At 70.4% G+C, this 19,486-nt stretch carries 16 protein-coding genes; 1 reads left to right on the top strand and 15 read right to left on the bottom strand.

Annotated elements, in window-relative coordinates; genetic code table 11:
• The 6 genes from ABT070_RS26240 to ABT070_RS26215 form a co-directional block, all read right to left on the bottom strand.
• A complete protein-coding gene (locus ABT070_RS26240; RefSeq protein WP_351764312.1) occupies positions 1 to 846 on the bottom strand; it encodes a carbohydrate ABC transporter permease in 846 nt (281 codons plus the stop codon).
• 11 nt (positions 847 to 857) lie between these two features.
• On the bottom strand, positions 858 to 1,805 hold the full coding sequence (locus ABT070_RS26235) for a carbohydrate ABC transporter permease (RefSeq protein WP_451099049.1): 948 nt from the start codon (positions 1,803 to 1,805) through the stop codon (positions 858 to 860).
• Positions 1,806 to 1,809: 4 nt separating this feature from the next.
• The gene (locus tag ABT070_RS26230; RefSeq protein ID WP_351764311.1) at positions 1,810 to 3,105 is read right to left on the bottom strand and encodes an extracellular solute-binding protein; all 1,296 of its coding nucleotides are present in this window, start codon (positions 3,103 to 3,105) and stop codon (positions 1,810 to 1,812) included.
• A 224-nt stretch (positions 3,106 to 3,329) separates the two neighbouring features.
• A complete protein-coding gene (locus tag ABT070_RS26225) occupies positions 3,330 to 3,632 on the bottom strand; it encodes a DUF3039 domain-containing protein (RefSeq protein ID WP_062647990.1) in 303 nt (100 codons plus the stop codon).
• Between the two features lie 14 nt (positions 3,633 to 3,646).
• Complete coding sequence (locus ABT070_RS26220) at positions 3,647 to 4,900, bottom strand: RNA-guided endonuclease InsQ/TnpB family protein (RefSeq protein ID WP_351764310.1); 1,254 nt, start codon at positions 4,898 to 4,900, stop codon at positions 3,647 to 3,649.
• Between the two features lie 106 nt (positions 4,901 to 5,006).
• Positions 5,007 to 5,579: a YqgE/AlgH family protein gene (locus tag ABT070_RS26215; RefSeq protein WP_057600444.1), complete on the bottom strand. Its 573-nt coding sequence runs from the start codon at positions 5,577 to 5,579 to the stop codon at positions 5,007 to 5,009.
• A gap of 278 nt (positions 5,580 to 5,857) precedes the next feature.
• Here ABT070_RS26215 and murA point away from each other — a divergent pair, with 278 nt between their 5' ends.
• Positions 5,858 to 7,204 (top strand): UDP-N-acetylglucosamine 1-carboxyvinyltransferase, encoded by a 1,347-nt coding sequence (gene murA / locus ABT070_RS26210; protein WP_093772597.1) that lies wholly within the window; start codon positions 5,858 to 5,860, stop codon positions 7,202 to 7,204.
• 156 nt (positions 7,205 to 7,360) lie between these two features.
• Here the strand turns inward: murA and ABT070_RS26205 are convergent, their stop codons facing one another.
• The 9 genes from ABT070_RS26205 to ABT070_RS26165 all read right to left on the bottom strand — a co-directional run bounded on the left by ABT070_RS26205 (position 7,361) and on the right by ABT070_RS26165 (position 19,393).
• Entirely contained in the window at positions 7,361 to 7,642 is a 282-nt protein-coding gene (locus ABT070_RS26205; protein WP_004000874.1) for an HU family DNA-binding protein, read from the bottom strand.
• A 293-nt stretch (positions 7,643 to 7,935) separates the two neighbouring features.
• Positions 7,936 to 9,354, bottom strand: a complete 1,419-nt coding sequence (locus tag ABT070_RS26200) for an NAD-dependent malic enzyme (RefSeq protein WP_351764309.1) — start codon at positions 9,352 to 9,354, stop codon at positions 7,936 to 7,938.
• 352 nt (positions 9,355 to 9,706) lie between these two features.
• On the bottom strand, positions 9,707 to 12,073 hold the full coding sequence (locus ABT070_RS26195; RefSeq protein WP_351764308.1) for a HelD family protein: 2,367 nt from the start codon (positions 12,071 to 12,073) through the stop codon (positions 9,707 to 9,709).
• A 64-nt stretch (positions 12,074 to 12,137) separates the two neighbouring features.
• The gene (locus ABT070_RS26190; protein ID WP_351764429.1) at positions 12,138 to 12,920 is read right to left on the bottom strand and encodes an anti-sigma factor family protein; all 783 of its coding nucleotides are present in this window, start codon (positions 12,918 to 12,920) and stop codon (positions 12,138 to 12,140) included.
• A 50-nt stretch (positions 12,921 to 12,970) separates the two neighbouring features.
• The gene (locus ABT070_RS26185; protein WP_010039908.1) at positions 12,971 to 13,492 is read right to left on the bottom strand and encodes a sigma-70 family RNA polymerase sigma factor; all 522 of its coding nucleotides are present in this window, start codon (positions 13,490 to 13,492) and stop codon (positions 12,971 to 12,973) included.
• 335 nt (positions 13,493 to 13,827) lie between these two features.
• On the bottom strand, positions 13,828 to 14,403 hold the full coding sequence (locus ABT070_RS26180) for a CGNR zinc finger domain-containing protein (RefSeq protein ID WP_351764307.1): 576 nt from the start codon (positions 14,401 to 14,403) through the stop codon (positions 13,828 to 13,830).
• Positions 14,404 to 14,633: 230 nt separating this feature from the next.
• Entirely contained in the window at positions 14,634 to 15,809 is a 1,176-nt protein-coding gene (locus tag ABT070_RS26175) for a uroporphyrinogen-III synthase (protein ID WP_351764306.1), read from the bottom strand.
• A 99-nt stretch (positions 15,810 to 15,908) separates the two neighbouring features.
• Positions 15,909 to 17,303 (bottom strand): nitrate/nitrite transporter, encoded by a 1,395-nt coding sequence (locus ABT070_RS26170; RefSeq protein WP_351764305.1) that lies wholly within the window; start codon positions 17,301 to 17,303, stop codon positions 15,909 to 15,911.
• Positions 17,304 to 17,866: 563 nt separating this feature from the next.
• Positions 17,867 to 19,393, bottom strand: coding sequence for a metallophosphoesterase (locus tag ABT070_RS26165; protein WP_351764428.1), 1,527 nt, complete (start codon positions 19,391 to 19,393; stop codon positions 17,867 to 17,869).
• Between the last annotated feature and the right edge of the window lie 93 nt (positions 19,394 to 19,486).

The raw sequence follows: 19,486 nt of genomic DNA, 5'->3' as shown, positions 1-19,486 counted from the left end.
TCAGTCCTTTACCGCTCCGCCCAGCCCGGAGACCAGCCGTCGCTGTACGAGTACGAAGAACACCAGAACCGGAATCGTCATGACCGTGGAGCCCGCCATCACGCCGCCCCAGTCGGGGTCGTCCGGCTTGTAGAAGACCAGCAGGGCCATCGGCAGTGTCGACTGCGAGGTGTCGCTGATGATGAAGGACTTGGCGAACAGGAAGTCGTTCCAGGCGGAGATGAAGGAAAACACGCTCGTGGCCACCAGGCCCGGCAGGACGAGCGGGAAAAGGATCTGCCACAGAAAGCGCGCGCGGCTCGCCCCGTCGAGGTACGCGGTCTCCTCCAGCGCCTCCGGAACCGCTTTCACGAACCCTCTCAGCATCCAGATCGCGAAGGGCAGCGAGAAGGCGATGTGAGGCAGGATCAGGGACCCCAGGGTGTTCAACTGACCGAAGTCCCGCATGAGGAAGAACAACGGGATCGTGAGCGCCTCCACGGGGACCATCTGGGCCACCAGGAACATGATCAGCAGGGTGGTCCGGAAGCGGAACCGGAATCGGGTCACGGCGGTCGCGGCGAGAAACGCGATCAGCCCGGAGGCGATCACCACCGCGCCGGCCACGACAAGGCTGTTGAGGAAGTAGCGGCCGAATTCCTGCTGCCCGAAGACGCGCCGGAAGGAATCCAGAGAGGGCGCGAGGGTCCACGGCCGTGGTTCGCTCGAGCGGATCTCCCCGGCCGGTTTGAAGGCGCCCAGCACCATCCAGTAGAGCGGGAAGGCGACGACCACCGCGACCAGCAGCGCGCAGGCCTCGGCGGCGAGCCGCCACGGACGGGTCGCCAGGCCCCGCACGGAACGCACACCTGCTCCCTTCACAGTTCCTCCCCCTGCCGGCGCAGCAGCCGCAGGTACACCAGCGTCACGGCGAGCAAGATCAGCAGCATCACGACGCCGATCGCCGAGCCGAGGCCGTACTGCGAGGACGCGAAGGCCTGTTGGTAGGCGTAGACGTTCAGGACGAGGTTCTGGCCGGCGATGCCGCCCCCGTTCGTCATCACGTAGATCTGGGTGAAGACCTTGAAGTCCCAGATGACCGACTGGACGGTGACGACCACGAGGATCGGCCGCAGCATCGGGGCCAGCACGGACCGCCAGATCCGCCACTGCGAGGCGCCGTCCAGGGCGGCCGCCTCCAGGACCTCGGACGGCACGGAGCGGATCCCGGCGTAGACGGTGACCATCACGAACGGGAAGGAGCACCAGACCACTTCGAGCAGGACGAGGAAGAAGGCGCTGAAGCGGCCGTACGTCCATGAGTGGTCGCCGAGGCCCAACAGCCGGTCGACCGGGCCGAAGTCGGGGTCGAACAGGAACAGCCAGACCGTGGAGCCGGTGACCGCGGGGGTCGCCCAGGCGCCCATCGCGGCCAGCATCAGCGCGAGCCGGGGCACGGCGCGCACGCGGGTGAGGAGCACGGCGAGCGCGCAGCCGACGGCGAGGGTGCAGACCACACAGGCCGCCGCGAAGACGACCGTCGACAGGAGCACCTGCCAGAACCGGTCGTCGGAGAAGACGTCCGCGTAGTTGCCGAAACCCCGGAAGGTGGTGGGCTGTCCGCCGCTGACCTGGGCCTGGGTGTACCGGAAGAGCGAGATGAGGCCGAGCTGGTAGACGGGGTAGGCGAGCAGCGCGGCCAGCACGACGAGAGCGGGCGCGAGGTAGAGCCAGGGGGTCAGGCCGGCCCGGCTCCGCCTCCTTCGTACCGGCGGCGCGGAGGGCGCGGTGCGCTTCTCCACGACCGCCGTGTCGGTCACGGTCACCGGTTCAGCCCACGCTGCCGAACGCGGCGTCCATCTTCTTCGCCGCCTCCGCCGAAGCCGCGGCCACGTCCTTCTTGCCGCTGACGACCTCCTGGAACATCGTCGGCAGGACGAGGGACGAGTCGATCTGCGACCACGCGGGCGACGCGGGCACGAACTCGGTTCCGGCGGCCAGGGTCCGCACGAAGGGCTTCACGAAGGGTTCCTTCGCGGCGGCCTGGTCGCGGACGTCCGTGAAGGTGGGCAGGAAGCCCATCGCGTCGAACAGCGCGGCCTGCGTCTTCTTCGAGGCGAGGGCCTCCATCAGCCGGACGGCGAGGGTGCGGTGCGAGGTGCTCTTCAGGACGCCGATGTTGTTGCCGCCCGCGAAGGCCGGGGCGATCGAGCCGGCCGTCACACCCGGCAGCGGTACGACGGCGTACTCGCCCTTCACCTTGCCGGCCTCCACGGCCGTGTGGCTGAAGTCGCCGCCGATCGCCATGCCCGCCTTGCCCGCGGCGAACGCGGTGACGGTGTCGTTGCCGCCCATGCCCGCGCACTTGGCGGCGGGACAGTTGTCGTCGGAGAAGAGGGACGTGTACGCGGTGATGCCCTTGCGGGCGGCCGCGCTGTCGATGCCGGAGGCGTACGAGCCGCTCTTGCCGGTGGCGAGTTCACCGCCGTTGGCCCACACGAAGGGCATCGCGCCGTAGGTGTAGGCGCCGCCGACGACCAGGCCGTACAGATCGGGCTTCGCGGCGCGGATCCTGCGGGCGGTCGTCGCCAGCTCGGCCATGGTCTTCGGGACCTGCAGACCGAGTTCCGCGAAGACGTCCGTGCGGTAGTAGAGGGCGCGGACGCCGACGTAGAAGGGGGCGCCGTAGAGCTTTCCGTCGACGGTGACGGACTGCTTGGCGGTGGGGTCGGTCGCCTTGGCCTCGCTCCAGTCGCCGAACTCCTCGGTGACGTCCAGGAGTCCGCCGTCGTGGACGTAGCCGGCCGTGTCGGTGTTGCCGTACTCCATGACGTCGGGGGCGGACCCGGGGTCGTTGAACGCGGCCTTGACGCGCTGGGCGCGGGTCTCGACCGGGATGTACTCGACGTCGACCTTCGCGCCCTCGTGGGCCTTCTCGAAGGCGGCGACGACCGAGTCGACGACCCTCTCCTTGGGCGTGTTGCCGACTTCCTGGAAGAGCCAGACGCGCAGCGTGCCCGTCTTGTCGTCCGTGTCGGAAGAGGAGTTGTCGGATGTCTGGGGGGCGCAGGCGGTGGCGACCAGGGCGGCGGCCGCGAGCGCGGCCAGTCGGGTGGGGAGCTTCATGGCGCGATCCTCCGAGCGTTGCAACATACGCAATGACTGTTTCGCTCTGCACAACACATCGGAGGCTAGGGACTACATGAACACGCCGACAAGAGGTCTCAACCACTCTGTGACCACCCGACGCACCCCGTGCAACGGCAAAGGCGGCCGAAAGCGCCGGAACCACGCAAAGGCCCCCGCGGCGCGTCGCAGCGCACCCCGGGGGCCTCGGAAAGTCCCTACGGCTACTTCTTGTCGCCGCCGCCCTTGCCCTTGTCGTCGCCGCCACCGGCCATCGACTCGAAGATCTCCTTGCACATGGGGCAGACGGGGTACTTCTTCGGGTCGCGGCCGGGCACCCAGACCTTGCCGCACAGCGCCACGACGGGCGTCCCGTCGAGGGCGCTCGCCATGATCTTGTCCTTCTGGACGTAGTGGGCGTAGCGCTCGTGGTCCCCGTCGCCGTGCGACACCTGCGGCGTCGGCTCTACGAGGGTTCCCGTCCCAGTGCCGCGCTGGGGCTGGGTCTCAGGCTCAAGAGTGCTCATGGCGCCAAGGGTAATCAACTGCTCGGGACTATGGTTCCCGTGCTTGCACAACGGGCGCCACCGGCTGTGGCACGTCGCTTGCGTCCAGCCCCATCCGGAGGCTTTCCCGGTGGGGCAGAGGCGGCTGATTGCGCCCCGCTTCGCCACAACATCCACGCTCGCGCGCGGATGTTACGGGAGCTGTTCCGGTCCGCGTGATCAACGAATCCGCAGTTCCGGCACGCGAACCAGGCCTGGGAGACCCTGTTCGCCCTGTCGATGTGCCCGCACTCGGCACAGGTACGCGAGGTGTACGCCGGATCGACGTACACCACCGGTACTCCCGCACGACGGGCCTTGTACGCGATGAACGTCCCCAACTGGGCAAAAGCCCAGGAGGAGTGGGTGGCCCGTTGGGGCTTTCGAAGCCGTACCCGCTCGCGGATGCCCGTGAGATCTTCCAGAGCAATCCCGCGATCGGTGCGTTCCGCCTCGGCCACCACGCGCTTCGCGATCTTGTGATTGACCTCTCTCGCCCGCCGCGATTCCCTGCGGCCCCGTCTCTTCAACCGCCGCTTCGCGGAGGTGGTGCCCTTCCTCCGCAGCTTGCTGCGGAGCCTGCGTTCCCGGCCTCGAAACCGGTTCAGCTCGCGTCCCGCCATGATCTCGCCGTCGCTGGTGGTGGCGATGTTCACGATCCCGAGGTCAACGCCGAGGAAGTCGACCGGCTGGGCGTTCAGCGGAGCCTCGGGGACCTCGCAGGTGGCCGACAAGAACCACACCTCGCCCCGGCAGACAAGATCAGACTCGCCCTTGCGATACAGGGTCAGCGCGGCCAGGCCCTCCGCCCAGGCAGTGAACGCCACGCCCTTCAACCGCCCGAACACAGTCCAGATCGACACCTGGCACTCGTCGATCCGCCAGGACAGCATCCGGTCGTCGTACGGCTGCGCACCCTCCGGCCGAAAAGTGATCGGCCTCTCCACCACCCGCCGATACCGCCTCGACCCTGGCTTCCCCAGATTCCCGGCCTTCAGATTGGCATGGAGTGCGGCATATGCGTCACACGTCTTCTTGATCACATGCTGGGCAGCCTGCGCGCCCAGGCCCCACCGCGTCTTCGCTTCGTCGTAGACGAGCTTGCGCAGCGGAAAGTTCCTCTTCACATTCGCTTCGAAGGCGACGCGACTGACCCAGGTCGCCGCTTCGTTGCAGGCACGCAGGGTCGCCTCCAGCGCCGTCGCCTCTTCCGGCGTCGGCAAGAGCCTGACCTGCACCACCTGCTTCATGCCGGTGACGCTACGCCCCACGCCGAGACACCGGATTCGAACACTGCCACAGACACCCGAACGGGTGATCCAGGTTGACGAGTGTTCCCTGATCACCCGCCCCGCGTCAGTTGAGCGAAGCGTCGTCCGGATAGGTCGCCACCATCGCGAGTTCGCTGCGCTGGCGGCGCAGGACCTCGCGCCAGAGTCTCTCGGGGGACGGCGAGGAGACGTCGCCGGGCTCGGACTCCACGACGTACCAGGCGCCCTCGCCCAGCTCGTCCTCCAGCTGGCCCGGACCCCAGCCGGCGTATCCGGCGAAGATCCGCAGGGAGCCGAGGGCCGAGGCCAGCAGCTCCGGCGGGGCCTCCAGGTCGACGAGGCCGATCGCGCCGTGCACCCGGCGCCAGCCGAGCGGGGTGCCGTCGACGGCCGCGCCGCCGGGGATGACGGCGATCCCGAGGGCCGAGTCCAGGGACACCGGGCCGCCCTGGAAGACGACGCCGGGTTCACCGGTGAGATCCGCCCAGCCCTCCAGGATGTCGCTCACGCCCACCGGCGTGGGCCGGTTGAGGACGACACCGAGGGAGCCCTCCTCGTCGTGGTCGAGGAGGAGCACCACCGCACGGTCGAAGTTCGGGTCCGCCAGGGCGGGCGTTGCCACGAGCAGCCGCCCTGTGAGCGAGGACACCTCGGTCATGCCAGACATGATCCCGCATCTTCCGGCGAAGTGGGGAGGCAATGCGGGCACACGGGACGCGCACGGGCGCGGTCCGGGCGCACAGGCCCGCGCGGCGGCCGTTGGTGACCCCATGTGCCCGGTGGGAAACGGTTCGTGTTGTGACACAGCTATGACGTAGCTGGGTGGTCCCTGGGCTTACGGGACAGGGGGCGACGGCGATTACTCTGTCTCATCTGGCCCTGCCCCGACACCAACCGGCCCTTGCCCCAATCCACCATCCATGGAACGCGAGATACATGACCGTCAACGGCTCTGACGACGTACTGCTTGTCCACGGCGGCACCCCGCTCGAGGGCGAGATCCGTGTCCGCGGTGCGAAGAACCTCGTACCCAAGGCCATGGTCGCCGCCCTGCTGGGCAGTGAGCCGAGTCGGCTGCGCAATGTTCCGGACATCCGTGACGTGCGGGTCGTACGCGGCCTGCTCCAGCTGCACGGTGTGACGGTCCGGCCGGGCGAGGAGCCGGGCGAGCTGGTGCTCGACCCGACCTACGTGGAGAGCGCCAACGTCGCCGACATCGACGCCCACGCGGGCTCGAGCCGGATCCCGATCCTGTTCTGCGGCCCGCTCCTGCACCGCCTCGGCCACGCGTTCATCCCGGGCCTGGGCGGCTGCGACATCGGCGGCCGGCCCATCGACTTCCACTTCGACGTGCTGCGTCAGTTCGGCGCGAAGATCGAGAAGCGGGAGGACGGCCAGTACCTGGAGGCCCCGCAGCGGCTGCGCGGCACGAAGATCGTGCTGCCGTACCCGTCGGTCGGCGCGACCGAGCAGGTGCTGCTGACGGCCGTCCTGGCGGAGGGCGTCACCGAGCTCGCGAACGCGGCCGTGGAGCCGGAGATCGAGGATCTCATCTGCGTGCTCCAGAAGATGGGTGCCATCATCGCGATGGACACCGACCGCACGATCCGCATCACCGGCGTCGACAAGCTCGGCGGCTACAACCACGCCGCCCTGTCGGACCGTCTGGAGGCCGCCTCCTGGGCGTCCGCGGCGCTGGCGACCGAGGGCAACATCTACGTCCGCGGCGCCCAGCAGCGCTCGATGATGACCTTCCTGAACACCTACCGCAAGGTGGGCGGTGCCTTCGAGATCGACGACGAGGGCATCCGCTTCTGGCACCCGGGCGGCCAGCTGAAGTCCATCGCGCTGGAGACGGACGTCCACCCCGGTTTCCAGACGGACTGGCAGCAGCCGCTGGTCGTCGCCCTGACGCAGGCCACGGGCCTGTCGATCATCCACGAGACGGTCTACGAGTCCCGTCTGGGCTTCACCTCCGCGCTCAACCAGATGGGCGCCCACATCCAGCTGTACCGCGAGTGCCTGGGCGGCTCGAACTGCCGCTTCGGCCAGCGCAACTTCCTCCACTCGGCGGTCGTGTCCGGCCCCACGAAGCTCCAGGGCGCCGATCTGGTCATCCCCGACCTCCGCGGCGGCTTCTCGTACCTGATCGCCGCCCTCGCGGCCCAGGGCACCTCCCGGGTCCACGGCATCGACCTGATCAACCGCGGCTACGAGAACTTCATGGAGAAGCTCGTGGAGCTCGGCGCGAAGGTCGAGCTGCCGGGGAAGGCACTGGGCTAGCACTCCTCGTCCGACCGGGCCGGCAGAAACCGGCCCGGTCGGCGCTCGAGGCCCTCCGCCTGCGCACAACGATGGGGCGGCACCCGGAAAACCGGGTGCCGCCCCATCACGTTGCCTACGCGCCGTACACCGTCCGGTGAGGCGTAGACGGCAAGGTCACTTGCCCTTTGCCGCTTCCTTGAGCTTCGAGCCCGCGGAGACCTTGACGCTGTAGCCGGCCGGGATCTGGATCGGGTCGCCGGTCTGCGGGTTGCGGGCGGTGCGAGCGGCACGGTGGGTGCGCTCGAAGGTCAGGAAGCCGGGGATCGTGACCTTCTCGTCGCCCTTGGAGACGATGTCGCCGACGACCTCGGCGAACGCGGCCAGCACTGCGTCGGCGTCCTTGCGGGTCACCTCGGCGCGGTCGGCCAGCGCGGCCACCAGCTCACTGCGGTTCATGTTGTTACTCCCGTGTTCTTCTTGCCGTTGCGGCGTGCCACGCGGCGGAGCCGCATGTTGGGCACAGCGAAAGTCGTTGTGCACGCGCCCAGAGACGCATCCTGCCCCTACCAGCGGCGCGAAAGCCAATCCGGCACCCGCACGGAGTCGTATGACAACCCTTGGGAGTCACACGATGGGCGGTTGGGTCGGGCGCAACCCTAGAGGGCCGTCCGCGGCGCGAGGTTCCGCGACGCGCCGTGGCGGGGGCCGCCGTGGCGAGCCTCACAACCCCCGCGCCCGGTGCCCCGAGCCTACGAGGCCGACGCTCCCGCCGCCTTCGCGGCGTCCCGCACCGCACCCGCCACCGCGCCGGCGACCTTGTCGTTGAAGACGCTCGGGATGATGTAGTTCGGGTTGAGCTCGTCGTCGCTCACGACGTCCGCGAGGGCCTTCGCGGCCGCGAGCATCATCTCGGTGTTGACGGTGCGGGACTGCGCGTCCAGCAGGCCGCGGAAGACGCCCGGGAAGACCAGCACGTTGTTGATCTGGTTGGGGAAGTCGGAGCGGCCGGTGGCCACGACGGCGGCCGTCTGGCGGGCGATCGCCGGGTCGACCTCGGGGTCCGGATTCGCGAGCGCGAACACGATCGAGTCGTCGGCCATGGCGGCCACGTCGTCGCCGTCGAGGACGTTCGGGGCGGAGACGCCGATGAAGACGTCCGCGCCGCGCACGGCCTCCTTCAGGGTGCCGGTGAGGCCCTCGGGGTTGGTGTTGTCGGCGATCCAGCGCAGCGCCGAGTCCGGGGCCGCGTCGACCAGGTCCGCGCGGTCCGCGTGCACGACGCCGTGGATGTCGGCGACGACCGCGTTCTTCACGCCGGCCGCGAGCAGCAGCTTGAGGATGGCGGTGCCGGCCGCGCCGGCGCCGGACATGACGACCCGCACGTCCCCTATGCCCTTGTTCACGACACGCAGGGCGTTCGTGAGGGAGGCGAGGACGACGATGGCGGTGCCGTGCTGGTCGTCGTGGAAGACGGGGATGTCGAGGGCCTCGCGCAGCCGGGCCTCGATCTCGAAGCAGCGGGGGGCGGAGATGTCCTCGAGGTTGATGCCCGCGAAGCCGGGGGCGATGGCCTTGACGATCTCGACGATCGCGTCGGTGTCCTGGGTGTCCAGGCACAGCGGCCAGGCGTCGATGCCGGCGAACCGCTTGAAGAGGGCCGCCTTGCCCTCCATGACCGGCAGCGCGGCCTTCGGGCCGATGTTGCCGAGGCCCAGCACGGCCGAGCCGTCCGTCACGACCGCAACGGAGTTGCGCTTGATGGTGAGGCGGCGGGCGTCCTCGGGGTTCTCGGCGATCGCCATGCAGACCCGGGCCACGCCCGGCGTGTAGATCATCGAGAGGTCGTCACGGTTGCGGATGGGGTGCTTGGACGCCATCTCGATCTTGCCGCCGAGGTGCATCAGGAACGTACGGTCGGAGACCTTGCCGAGGGTGACGCCCTCGATGCCGCGCAGCTGCACGACGATCTCGTCGGCGTGGGCGGTGGAGGTGGCGGCGATGGTGACGTCGATGCGGAGCTTCTCGTGGCCGGAGGCGGTGACGTCGAGGCCGGTCACCGAGCCTCCGTGGGACTCCACGGCCGTGGTGATCTGGGAGACCGCCGTTCCGCTCGCGGGCACCTCCAGACGGACCGTGATCGAGTAGGAGACGCTGGGCGCCGTTGCCATGGCCGACTTCCTCTGCACTGCTGGGTCGCGGGTTTGCCGTCCGATCGTCGCACCTACCCACGAGTACGTGAAAGCCGCCCCGGATTGCGATCGTTTTGTTCTCAATCAAGTCGCCGAGGGCACCGGGAGGCGCCCGGGAGAAGGCAACGAGAGAGGCCCACATCACAGGTGACGTGGGCCTCTCTCGCGTTCATGACACCGACCCGCCATGCTCGCCTCGCGGCAAGTGGTCGCTCGTAGCGACGAAGGTTGGGCCCGGGGGCTTGGATCGAGCCGGTGTCACGACCAGGCTAACAAACGGATGCCCGAAGACCATTCCCGTCCGGGGAGTTCACAGGAAACCGTCAGCTGTTCAGTCCCTCAGAAGGTCCGGGACGCCGTTCGCGTCCGGCTCGTCACGGTCCCCGGAGACCACCGTGAGCTGCTGCGTGGCCCGGGTGAGGGCCACGTACAGCACCCGCAGGCCGGCCGGGCTCTCGTCCGCGATCTCCGCAGGTGAGACGACGACCGTGGCGTCGTACTCCAGGCCCTTGGCCTCGAGGCTGCCGAGGGCCACGACCCGGTCGCCGAGCCCGGCGAGCCAGCGTCTCGCCTCCTCGCGGCGGTTCATGGCGACCACGACGCCGACGGTGCCGTCGACCCGCTCCAGAAGCCGCCCGGCCTCCGCGCGGACGGTGGCGCCCAGGCTGCCGGTGACGGCCTCGAAGCGGGGCACGACCCCCGTCGACCTGACCGCCGACGGGGATTCGGCGCCGGGCATGGCCAGGGCCAGCACCTTCGCGGCCAGCTCGGCGATCTCGGCCGGGTTGCGGTAGTTCACGGTCAGCTCGAAGCGGCGGCGCGGGCGGGTGCCGAGGGCCTCGTCACGGGCCTCGGCGGCCTCGTCGGGGTCGGACCAGGAGGACTGGGCCGGGTCGCCGACGACCGTCCAGGTGGCATGCCGGCCACGGCGGCCGACCATGCGCCACTGCATCGGGGTGAGGTCCTGCGCCTCGTCCACGATGACGTGCGCGTACTCGGTGCGCTCCTGGGCGAGCCGCTCGGCGCGCTCGCGCTGTGTCTCCTCGCGCACCGGCATCAGCTCCTCCAGACCGGTGAGCTGGTCCAGCGGGTCGTACTCGCGCCGCTTCCGCGGGCGGAGCGGGGCGCCGAGGATCGCCTGGAGCTCGTCGAGCATGGCGATGTCGTGCACCGAGCGGCCGTCCCGCTTGAGGGCCCGGGCGACCTTGCGGACCTCGCCCGGGTTGAGGATGCGCCGGGCCCAGCGGCCGAGCCGCCGTTCGTCGGCCATGGCGGTGAGGATCGCCTCCGGGGTCAGCTCGGGCCACCAGGCGTCGAGGAACGCGATGAACGAGTCCTCGGTGGTCACGTCCTCGTCGAAGGAGGAGCGCAGCTCGGCGGCGAGCTCGGGGTCGCTGTGCCGGCCGGCCGCGCCGGAGCGCTCCCACAGGGCGTCCAGGAGCAGCTTGCGGGCGCGGGGGCGCAGGAGGTTCACCGGGGCGGTGCCGCTGAGGGCGCTCTGCCGGACGCGGTCCAGGTCGGCGGCCTCCAGCTCCAGCCTGCGGCCGAAGGCGACGACCCGCAGCCGGGTGGGGGTCACCGAGGGTGCGGGGGCCTCGTCGGGCTCGCCGAGGGTCAGCTGCGCCGCGGCCCGGCCGCCGCTCTCCAGCGCGCCGCGCGCCGCCTTCCGCAGCACCTTCAGCATCCGGTGCGACCCCTTGGCCCGGGCCACCGCCGGGGAGTCGTACAGGGTCGCCTCGGCGCCGTCGACGAGGGAGCCGATGGCGCGGATGGCGACCTGGCCCTCCTCGCCGAGCGAGGGCAGCACGCCCTCGGTGTACGCCACCAGCAGCGGCGTGGGCGAGACGATCAGGATGCCGCCCGCGTACCGGCGCCGGTCCTGGTAGAGCAGATAGGCGGCCCGGTGCAGCGCGACGGCGGTCTTTCCGGTGCCCGGCCCGCCCTCGACGTAGGTCACGGAGGCGGCGGGGGCGCGGATGACCAGGTCCTGCTCGGCCTGGATGGAGGCGACGATGTCGCGCATGGTGTGGCTGCGGGCCTGCCCGAGGGCGGCCATGAGGGCGCCGTCGCCGATGACGGGCAGTTCGCCGCCGTCCAGGACCGCCGTGAGCTCGGGACGCATCAGGTCGTCCTCGACGCCCAGGACGCGGCGCCCCTTCGAGCGGATCACCCGGCGCCGTACGACGCGCCCCGGATCGACCGGGGTGGACCGGTAGAACGGCGCCGCGGCCGGTGCCCGCCAGTCGATGACCAGCGGGGAGTAGTCGGAGTCGAGGACGCCGATACGGCCGATGTGGAGCGTTTCGGCGATGTCGGCGGTGTTGTCGGGGCGGACGGCCCCCTCGGCGGGCTCCACGGCGGTGTAGGCGCCGTCGGGGCCCTTCTTGCCGTCCTTCCCGGCGAGCAGATCGATCCGCCCGAACAGGAAGTCCTCGAACTCGTTGTTGAGGCGGTTGAGGTGGACGCCCGCGCGGAACACCTGGGCGTCCCGCTCGGCGAGGGCGCCGGGCGTGCCGACCTGCCCGCGCTTGGCCGCGTCGTGCATGAGGAACTCCGCCTCGTGGATCTTCTCCTCGAGACGCCGGTACACCTGGTCGAGGTGTTCCTGTTCGATGCCGATCTCTCGGTCCCGCACCGAATCCGGCGCGGAATGCCGAACCGATCCGACCGCGGTTTCCTGCTGTGCCTGAACGGCCACCGGGCCCCCTTCTGACGTGCTGGGCAGCCGTCAACCGTACGCGAAGGGGACCCGCTGTAGGAAGTTACGCGTCGATCTGGACGAGCTTCTTGCCATCGAAGGTCATGACCTCGAAGTGGTCGATCTCGTTGGTCTTGAAGGCGGCGCCGCCCACGACGTAGAGCGGGTTCTTGGCCTGCTCGGTCTTGGCGTTCGCGATGCCGTAGCCCCACTCGGGGACCGACCAGGAGGAGACCGTCTCGCGCTCGCCGTTCTTGCCGACGGCGATGAGCGAGCACTTCTCCGGGCCCGTCACGTTCTTCAGCTCGACGCCGATCTCCGTGCCCCACGCCTTCTCGCCCATGGCGACGGTCGCGGAGACCTTGCTCGCGGAGTCGGTCGCGGAGACCCGGTCGGTGAGCGTCGCGAAGGTGGTCTTGGCGGAGTTGGCGGACTTGGTGGAGCTCGCCTCGGTCCCCTTGGTGCCGCTGTCGCCGCCGGTCGCCGCCAGCACGGTGAGCGGGCCGCCGATGATCAGCGCGGCCGCGGCCGCCACCAGGAAGAAGGAGCGGCGGCGCTTGACCGCGCGGCGCTCGGACACCTCGTCGACCAGCCGTTCCGCGAGCCGCGGGCTGGGGCGGGCGGACAGGGACTCGCCGATCGCGGGGGTGCCGGTGCCCGGCAGGTCCGCGAGGGCTGCCAGCATGGGTTCCATGCCGGCGAGCTCGTCGAGCTGCTGGGCGCACCACTCGCAGCCGGCGAGATGCATCTCGAAAGCGGTTGCTTCGGCGTCGTCGAGAATCCCGAGGGCGTAGGCGCCGACGGTCTCGTGTTCGCTCGGGCTCGGAGATCCCGTAGATCCCTGCATGGGTCCAGACATACCCGAACCACCTGCTCCGAATCCCCCGTAAACGCTCATCACGCCGTCACCCCCCGCTCCTCCAGAGCCAGCTTCATCGACCGCAGGGCATAGAAGACCCGTGAGCGCACGGTGCCGCTGGGTATACCCAGCGTCTCGGCCGCCTCGTTGACGGTACGCCCCTTGAAGTACGTCTCGACGAGCACCTCCCGGTGGGCCGGGGTCAGGTCGTCGAGCGCGTCGGACAGCGTCATCAGCCACAGCGCCTTGTCGATCTCGTCCTCCGCAGGAATGACCTCCAGCGGCGACGGGTCGACCTCCTGCGGCCGGGCCTGCCGGCTGCGGTGGCCGTCGATGACGATGCGGCGTGCGACCGTCACCAGCCAGGGGCGTACAGATCCGGTCGCACGATTGAGCTGACCGGCGTTCTTCCAGGCACGGATGAGCGTCTCCTGCACGACGTCCTCGGCGCGCTGCCGGTCTCCGGCAACCAGGCGCAGGACATACGCAAGCAGGGGTCCGGCATGCTCCCGATACAGAGCACGCATCAGCTCCTCGTCAGGTTCCGAGGGCTGGGACATGCGATGTCGGGCCCTCGATCCACGTTCATTGGCCACGGCCGCATCCTTGCGCACGCCCACCTCCGGTGTCCGGGGGTTCCCCCAGTCGGTCGCTCGACGACGGGTACGGAAGCGGGGTGTTGAGCGTTCAAACCGGGGAGACACTTTTCTTCGGGGTGTCATGACGAGCGGGGACATGGCGGCACATTCCCACCGCTTTTTCTTTACATTTTCGCCACATCGACAAGATCGGGCGGACTGCCCGGCACACGGGGCAGGTAAACGGTGTGTAATCGAAATCACTTCGATGATCGCCCGGTGACGCCTCCACGAAAGCCGCATACCCGGCAGGGGAGTTACGACCGTGAGGCGAGCGCCGCCCGCCGGCGGTGCCGCGCCACCCGCTCCCGGTTCCCGCAGACCTCACTGGAACACCAGCGCCGCCGGCGCCCCCGGGACATGTCGACATACACGATCGGGCAGTTGTCCCCCGCGCACTGCCGCAGCCCCGCCCGGGCCGCGGAGTCGGTGAGCAGCTCCACCGCGTCCCGGGCCACGGCGGCCAGCAGCGCGGCACACGCCGGCGGCCCGGCCAACTCGCGCACGAGCCCACCGTCTTCGCCCCGCACGGCACGGGGGGCCGGGGGCACCGCCCGGGCGGCGTCGTTGACGCGGGCCAGGGCGGGCTCGTACGACCCGGCGTCGTTGTGGGCGAGCCATCCGTGCACCAATTGTCCGGTGTTCCGCCGCAGTTCACGGAAGGCGGGCGGCCAGGAGGCGTCGGCGTGGGCGAGCGGGGTGTCCGGCGGGACGAGTCCGGAACCGCGGATCCACGCGCACAACGGCGCGACGGCGTCGAGCCGTTCGAGGGGATGCGCGGTCGCGAGCAGGTCGAGACAGATCCGCCCGGCGTCGAAACGGAGCTCGTCCATGCGCGCGTCACCGCCTGCCGAGAGGCACTGTTGAGGAACCGTGCCTCCCACAGTGCCCGGCTGAAGGCGTTACTGGAACCCCCTGGGCCCTTCGGCGCAGGTCAGTGCATCTCGACCCGTCCGGAGGTCCCCCCTCCGGGAGGAGTTCGAGGACGAGGCCCGTTCGGGCCGAGGCGGCGGTCCGGGGGCGGCATCCCCCCGGGACGGACGAGCAGAGGCGCCAAGCTCCCTTACTCGTCGGCGTACTTCGCGTCCGCGGCCGGGTCCAGCGCCAGCCGGTACCCCCGCTTCACCACCGTCTGGATCAGCTTCGGCGCCCCGAGGGCCGTCCGCAGCCGGGCCATCGCCGTCTCGACGGCGTGCTCGTCCCGCCCCGCGCCCGGCAACGCCCGCAGCAGATCGGAGCGCGGCACGACCCATCCCGGCCGCCGGGACAGCGCCCGCAGCAACGACATCCCCGCCGGAGGCACCGGCTTCAGACACCCGTCCACCAGCACCGCGTGCCCCCGGATCTCCACCCGGTACCCGGCGATCGGCAGCGCCCTGGACCGCGTCGGCAGCTCCTGGCACAGCAACTGCACGAGCGGTCCGAGCCGGAACCGCTCCGGCTGGACGGTGTCCACGCCCCGCGACTGGAGCGGCAGCGCGGTGACCGGCCCGACGCAGGCGGGCAGCACATCGTGGGAGAGGGCGGCGAGCAGCTCGGGCAGCAGCCCGCGCTGCTCCGCGCGGGACAGCAGGGACGCGGCGGCGGGCGCGCTGGTGAAGGTGATCGCGTCCAGTCCGCGCGAGACGGCCGCGTCGAGGAGCCGGTCGAGCGGCGAGACGTCCTCCGGCGGCATCCACCGGTAGACGGGCACCCCCACGACCTCCGCGCCCGCGACCCGCAGCGACTCCACGAAGCCGGGCAGCGGCTCACCGTGCAGCTGGACGGCGACCCGGCGCCCCTCGACGCCCTCCTCCAGGAGCCGGTCGAGCACCTCGGCCATGGACTCGCTGGACGGCGACCAGTCCTCCGTCAGCCCGGCGGCCCGCACGGCGCCCTTCACCTTGGGGCCGCGGGCCAGCAGCTCGACGCCGCCGAGCCGGTCGAGCAGCTGCTCGCCGAGCCCCCAGCCGTCGGCGGCCTCGATCCAGCCGCGGAAACCGATGGCCGTGGTGGCGACCACGACGTCCGGCACCTGGTCGATGAGCTCCTTCGTGGCGGCGAGCAGCTCACCGTCGTCGGCGAGCGGCACGATCCGCAGGGCGGGCGCGTGCAGCACCGCCGCACCCCGCCGCTGGAGCAGAGCGCCGAGCTCCTCGGCCCGGCGCGCGGCCGTCACGCCCACGGTGAAGCCCGCGAGGGGCCCGTGTTCGACGGCACCCTGGGGGCCGGCGTCGGATCGCTGCTGTTGCTCGTACATCACTCTCGTCCCGCTCGAGTCCCGTTCGCACCTACATGCCGACGAGCCTGTCAACGGTGCGTGACAGGCTCGGTTCGGCCACGTGTCGCCGGTGTTACGTCACACCTCGGCGTAGCTGAGCTGCTGCTTCGCCTCGGAAGCGGTGCTTCCTGCGGCAATCCTGCCGGACGGGCGGCGAAGGTATACGGCCCAGGTGACCCCGAAGCACGCCGCGTAGAAGGCGAGGAAGGCGACGAAGGCGCCGGTTCCGGAACCGTAGGAGAGGAAGGACTGCCGGAAGGCCAGGTTGATCCCGACACCGCCGAGCGCGCCGACCGCGCCGATCAGTCCCATGGAGGCGCCGGAGAGACGCCGGCCGTAGGCGGCCGCCTCCTCGCCCGTCAGCCCCTTGGCGACGGCCTTCGTCTGGAAGATGCCGGGGATCATCTTGTACGTCGACCCGTTGCCGAGGCCGCTGAGCACGAACAGCACCACGAAGACGGAGACGAAGAGCGGCAGCGACTTCTGCATGCTGGCGAAGACCAGGACGGCGGTCGCGGCGGCCATGCCGACGTAGTTGTACAGGGTGATGCGGGCGCCGCCGTAGCGGTCGGCGAGCCAGCCGCCGACGGGACGGATGAGGGAGCCGAGCAGCGGGCCGATGAAGGTGAGGTAGGCCGCCTGGAGGGGCGTCCGGCCGAACTGGTTCGTCAGGACCTGCCCGAAGGCGAAGCTGTAGCCGATGAACGACCCGAAGGTGCCGACGTAGAGGAAGGACATGATCCAGGTGTGCGCGTCCTTCGCGGAGTCGATCGCCGCGCCCGTGTCGTTCTTCACCGAGGCCAGGTTGTCCATGTACAGCGCGGCGAGGGTGGCGGCGACGACGATGAACGGGATGTAGATCCCCAGCAGCACCCGCGGCCCGCCGCTCGCGCCGATGACGGCGAGGGCGATCAGCTGGATGACCGGCACGCCGATGTTGCCGCCGCCCGCGTTGAGCCCGAGCGCCCACCCCTTCTTGCGGAGGGGGAAGAAGGCGTTGATGTTGGTCATCGAGGAGGCGAAGTTGCCGCCGCCGATGCCCGCGATCAGGCCGACCAGGAGGAACGTGTTGAAGGAGGTCCCCGGCTCCATCACCGTGAACGCGGCGATCGTGGGGATCAGCAGCAGGCCGGCCGAGATGATCGTCCAGTTCCGGCCGCCGAAGATCGCGACAGCGAAGGTGTAGGGCACCCGCACGACCGCGCCGACCAGCGTCACCATCGACGTCAGCAGGAACTTGTCGGCCGGGGTGAGGCCGTACTCCGGGCCCATGAAGAGCACCAGCACGGACCACATCGTCCAGATCGAGAACCCGATGTGCTCGGAGAGGACCGAGAAGAGGAGGTTACGGCGGGCGATCTTCTCGCCCTTCTCGTTCCAGAAGGCCTCGTTCTCCGGGTCCCACTCCTCGATCCAGTGGCTCCCCTTCTTCGCGGGGGGCGGGGATGCGGGGGCTGTACTCGGGGCTGTCATGACGCCTCCACGGTGCTCCGGGGCTGGGGTGGTTCGGGGGGATGAGCGGTGATGAGTCCCGAAGGTAGGGAGGGCGCGTTTCCGCGCTGTGGCTGTGGGTGACCGGAAAGGAACGTTGCTCTCACCTTGCGCGCAGGGCCGGTGAGAGGTCTTGGGGAGGGCTCGACGCCGAGGCGCCTGCCGGTGGGACCGGGGGCTGGGGGGCCGGGAGGGGTGCGGAGGCAGGTGCGGGGCCGGAGGCAGGTGCGGGGCCGGAGGCAGGTGCGGGGCCTGAGGCAGGTGCGGGGCCTGAGGCAGGTGCGGGGCCGGGGACCGCTGCGGGCGGCCCCGGGTCCGAGGGTACGGGCCTGGCGTACGGGCCGGGCCAGAGCCGGGCGTACGGGCCGGGCCAGGGCCCGGCTTACCGAGCGGGCCGGGGCCGGACTTGCCGGGCGGGCCGGGGCCGGGCTTGCCGGGCGGGGCGGACTTGCCGGGCGTTCGGGTGTGCGTGTGCGGATGCGCCCCCACCCTCCGGTACTCGAACCGGGAGGTGGGGGCGCATCCGTCGAGGCCCGCGGAGCCCTTCAGTGGCAGACGAACTCCTTGTTGGCGGTGCTCCCGCTCAGCGTGCAGGTCTGGCCGCGGACCGCACCGGTCGGGTCGTGAGCGGTGAGGTCCCAGGTCCCGGCGTTGCGGCTCAGGACCGCGTACCCGAAGACCCCTCCTTGGGTGACGGAGTGATTCACGGACTGCGGTGGCATCCCGATCGTCTTTCCGATGACGCCGGCGTCGTTCGGCCCCTGCTCCAGGGGGGCTCCCCCGGAGAAGCCCACCGTCACCTGCGGTGGCCGCGCGGTGTTGAAATCGATCATCTGGTAGAGGTGCGCATGGCCCGAGACCACCATGCGGATGTTGTCCGCCGGCCGCCCCAGGGTCGTACCGGCGAAGGCGTTCTGGAGGACCGGGGTGAATGTCTCCAGCGGTGGGCCGACCGATCTCGCCATCCACACGGGCTTGTGGGTGACGACGAAGTAGTCGTGGCCCGTCTGCTGCGCCGCGGTCTGGTTCACGGTCTCGAACTGCCGGGTGTAGATCGCCTGCTGCGCGAGGCTTCCGTTGTCGGCCGGGTCGGCGAACGAGGAGTCCACGTCGAGAAGGTGCAGGACGCCTGCCCTGATCTCCACCGGATCGGGGTAGAGGGAGCACGATCCGCTGGCTCTGAGTTCGTCGGCGAGGTAGCGGAACCACGCGGCCCCCGCGCCGCCCGTCGCGGGTGGGGTGCGGCAGTCCTCGTGGTTGCCTCGCGTCAGCACGACCGGCGCCACGGCCAGCAGACTCTCCGCCGGTCTGAAGAAGTCGGCGACCACACAGGCCCAGGAGAACCTGTCCGCCGAGGTCGTGCAGCCCGGATTCGCCGCCGCGTCGTCGGCCTGAGCCGGGTCGTCGCGGTAGAGGTAGTCGCCGACGTGGATCACGAGATCCGGCTGCGTCACCGTGGCCGCGCTGTTCGCGATCCGCGGGAACGGCCAGCCCGTCTGGTGGTCGGCGCAGTCCTGGTTCGGACCCGCCGTCGTGACGCGGCACCCCGAGTCGCCGATGACGCCGATGGTGCCGGGACGGGTGCTCGCGGTCCAGTTCGGCAGGGGAAGCTGACGGTTCGCGGGGTGCACCACGGCCGCGGCGACCGTCGACTGCGCGAGCACCGCGTCATAGGCCCCGAGGGGCACGACCGACTCGCACACCGTGGTGGGGAACTGCGGCGGCGCGGGACGGCTCAGCAGCCGCATCCGGTAGGCGGCCCGCACGGTGCCCAGCGTGTACCGCACGGAGGGGCACGTACCGGAGGTGTCGGTGGTCACATAGCGGATCTGGGTACCCCGGCCGGTCAGCTGGGTCCATGCCCATGCCTCACCGTTGGGGTTGCCGGGCCCGGGCGGAGGGGTCGGCCCCGGCGGCTTCGGGCCTTCGCCGTAGGGCGGGGGCCCCGGCGGAGGGGTCGATCCCGGCGGTTTCGGTCCTCCGCCGTCGGGCACGGCCCCCGCGAGGGCCGTCCCGACCGAGAGCGCCGCGGCCAGCACCCCCGTCATGGCCACAACGATCGACCGGCGCATCCTGCTCACGTTCCTCCATCCCCGAACCCTGGGCTCCGACCCGTCCGATCGACGGGCATACCGGGCCATACTCACCAGGGCTTCCGAGGGACG

It is taken from the genome of Streptomyces sp. NPDC002884 (genome assembly GCF_040295245.1).
GTDB lineage: Bacteria > Actinomycetota > Actinomycetes > Streptomycetales > Streptomycetaceae > Streptomyces.
The sequence above is the reverse complement of the archived record's forward strand: the minus strand, read 5'-3'. Positions and strand labels throughout refer to the sequence as shown.

Bases quoted from the DNA above. Each gene is read 5' to 3' on its own strand.
- ABT070_RS26230 (WP_351764311.1), bottom strand. From the start codon at position 3,105: ATGAAGCTCCCCACCCGACTGGCCGCGCTCGCGGCCGCCGCCCTGGTC.
- ABT070_RS26225 (WP_062647990.1), bottom strand. From the start codon at position 3,632: ATGAGCACTCTTGAGCCTGAGACCCAGCCCCAGCGCGGCACTGGGACG.
- ABT070_RS26220 (WP_351764310.1), bottom strand. From the start codon at position 4,900: ATGAAGCAGGTGGTGCAGGTCAGGCTCTTGCCGACGCCGGAAGAGGCG.
- ABT070_RS26215 (WP_057600444.1), bottom strand. From the start codon at position 5,579: ATGACCGAGGTGTCCTCGCTCACAGGGCGGCTGCTCGTGGCAACGCCC.
- murA (WP_093772597.1), top strand. From the start codon at position 5,858: ATGACCGTCAACGGCTCTGACGACGTACTGCTTGTCCACGGCGGCACC.
- ABT070_RS26205 (WP_004000874.1), bottom strand. From the start codon at position 7,642: ATGAACCGCAGTGAGCTGGTGGCCGCGCTGGCCGACCGCGCCGAGGTG.
- ABT070_RS26200 (WP_351764309.1), bottom strand. From the start codon at position 9,354: ATGGCAACGGCGCCCAGCGTCTCCTACTCGATCACGGTCCGTCTGGAG.
- ABT070_RS26190 (WP_351764429.1), bottom strand. From the start codon at position 12,920: ATGCAGGGATCTACGGGATCTCCGAGCCCGAGCGAACACGAGACCGTC.
- ABT070_RS26185 (WP_010039908.1), bottom strand. From the start codon at position 13,492: ATGTCCCAGCCCTCGGAACCTGACGAGGAGCTGATGCGTGCTCTGTAT.
- ABT070_RS26180 (WP_351764307.1), bottom strand. From the start codon at position 14,403: ATGGACGAGCTCCGTTTCGACGCCGGGCGGATCTGTCTCGACCTGCTC.
- ABT070_RS26175 (WP_351764306.1), bottom strand. From the start codon at position 15,809: ATGTACGAGCAACAGCAGCGATCCGACGCCGGCCCCCAGGGTGCCGTC.
- ABT070_RS26170 (WP_351764305.1), bottom strand. From the start codon at position 17,303: ATGACAGCCCCGAGTACAGCCCCCGCATCCCCGCCCCCCGCGAAGAAG.
- ABT070_RS26165 (WP_351764428.1), bottom strand. From the start codon at position 19,393: ATGCGCCGGTCGATCGTTGTGGCCATGACGGGGGTGCTGGCCGCGGCG.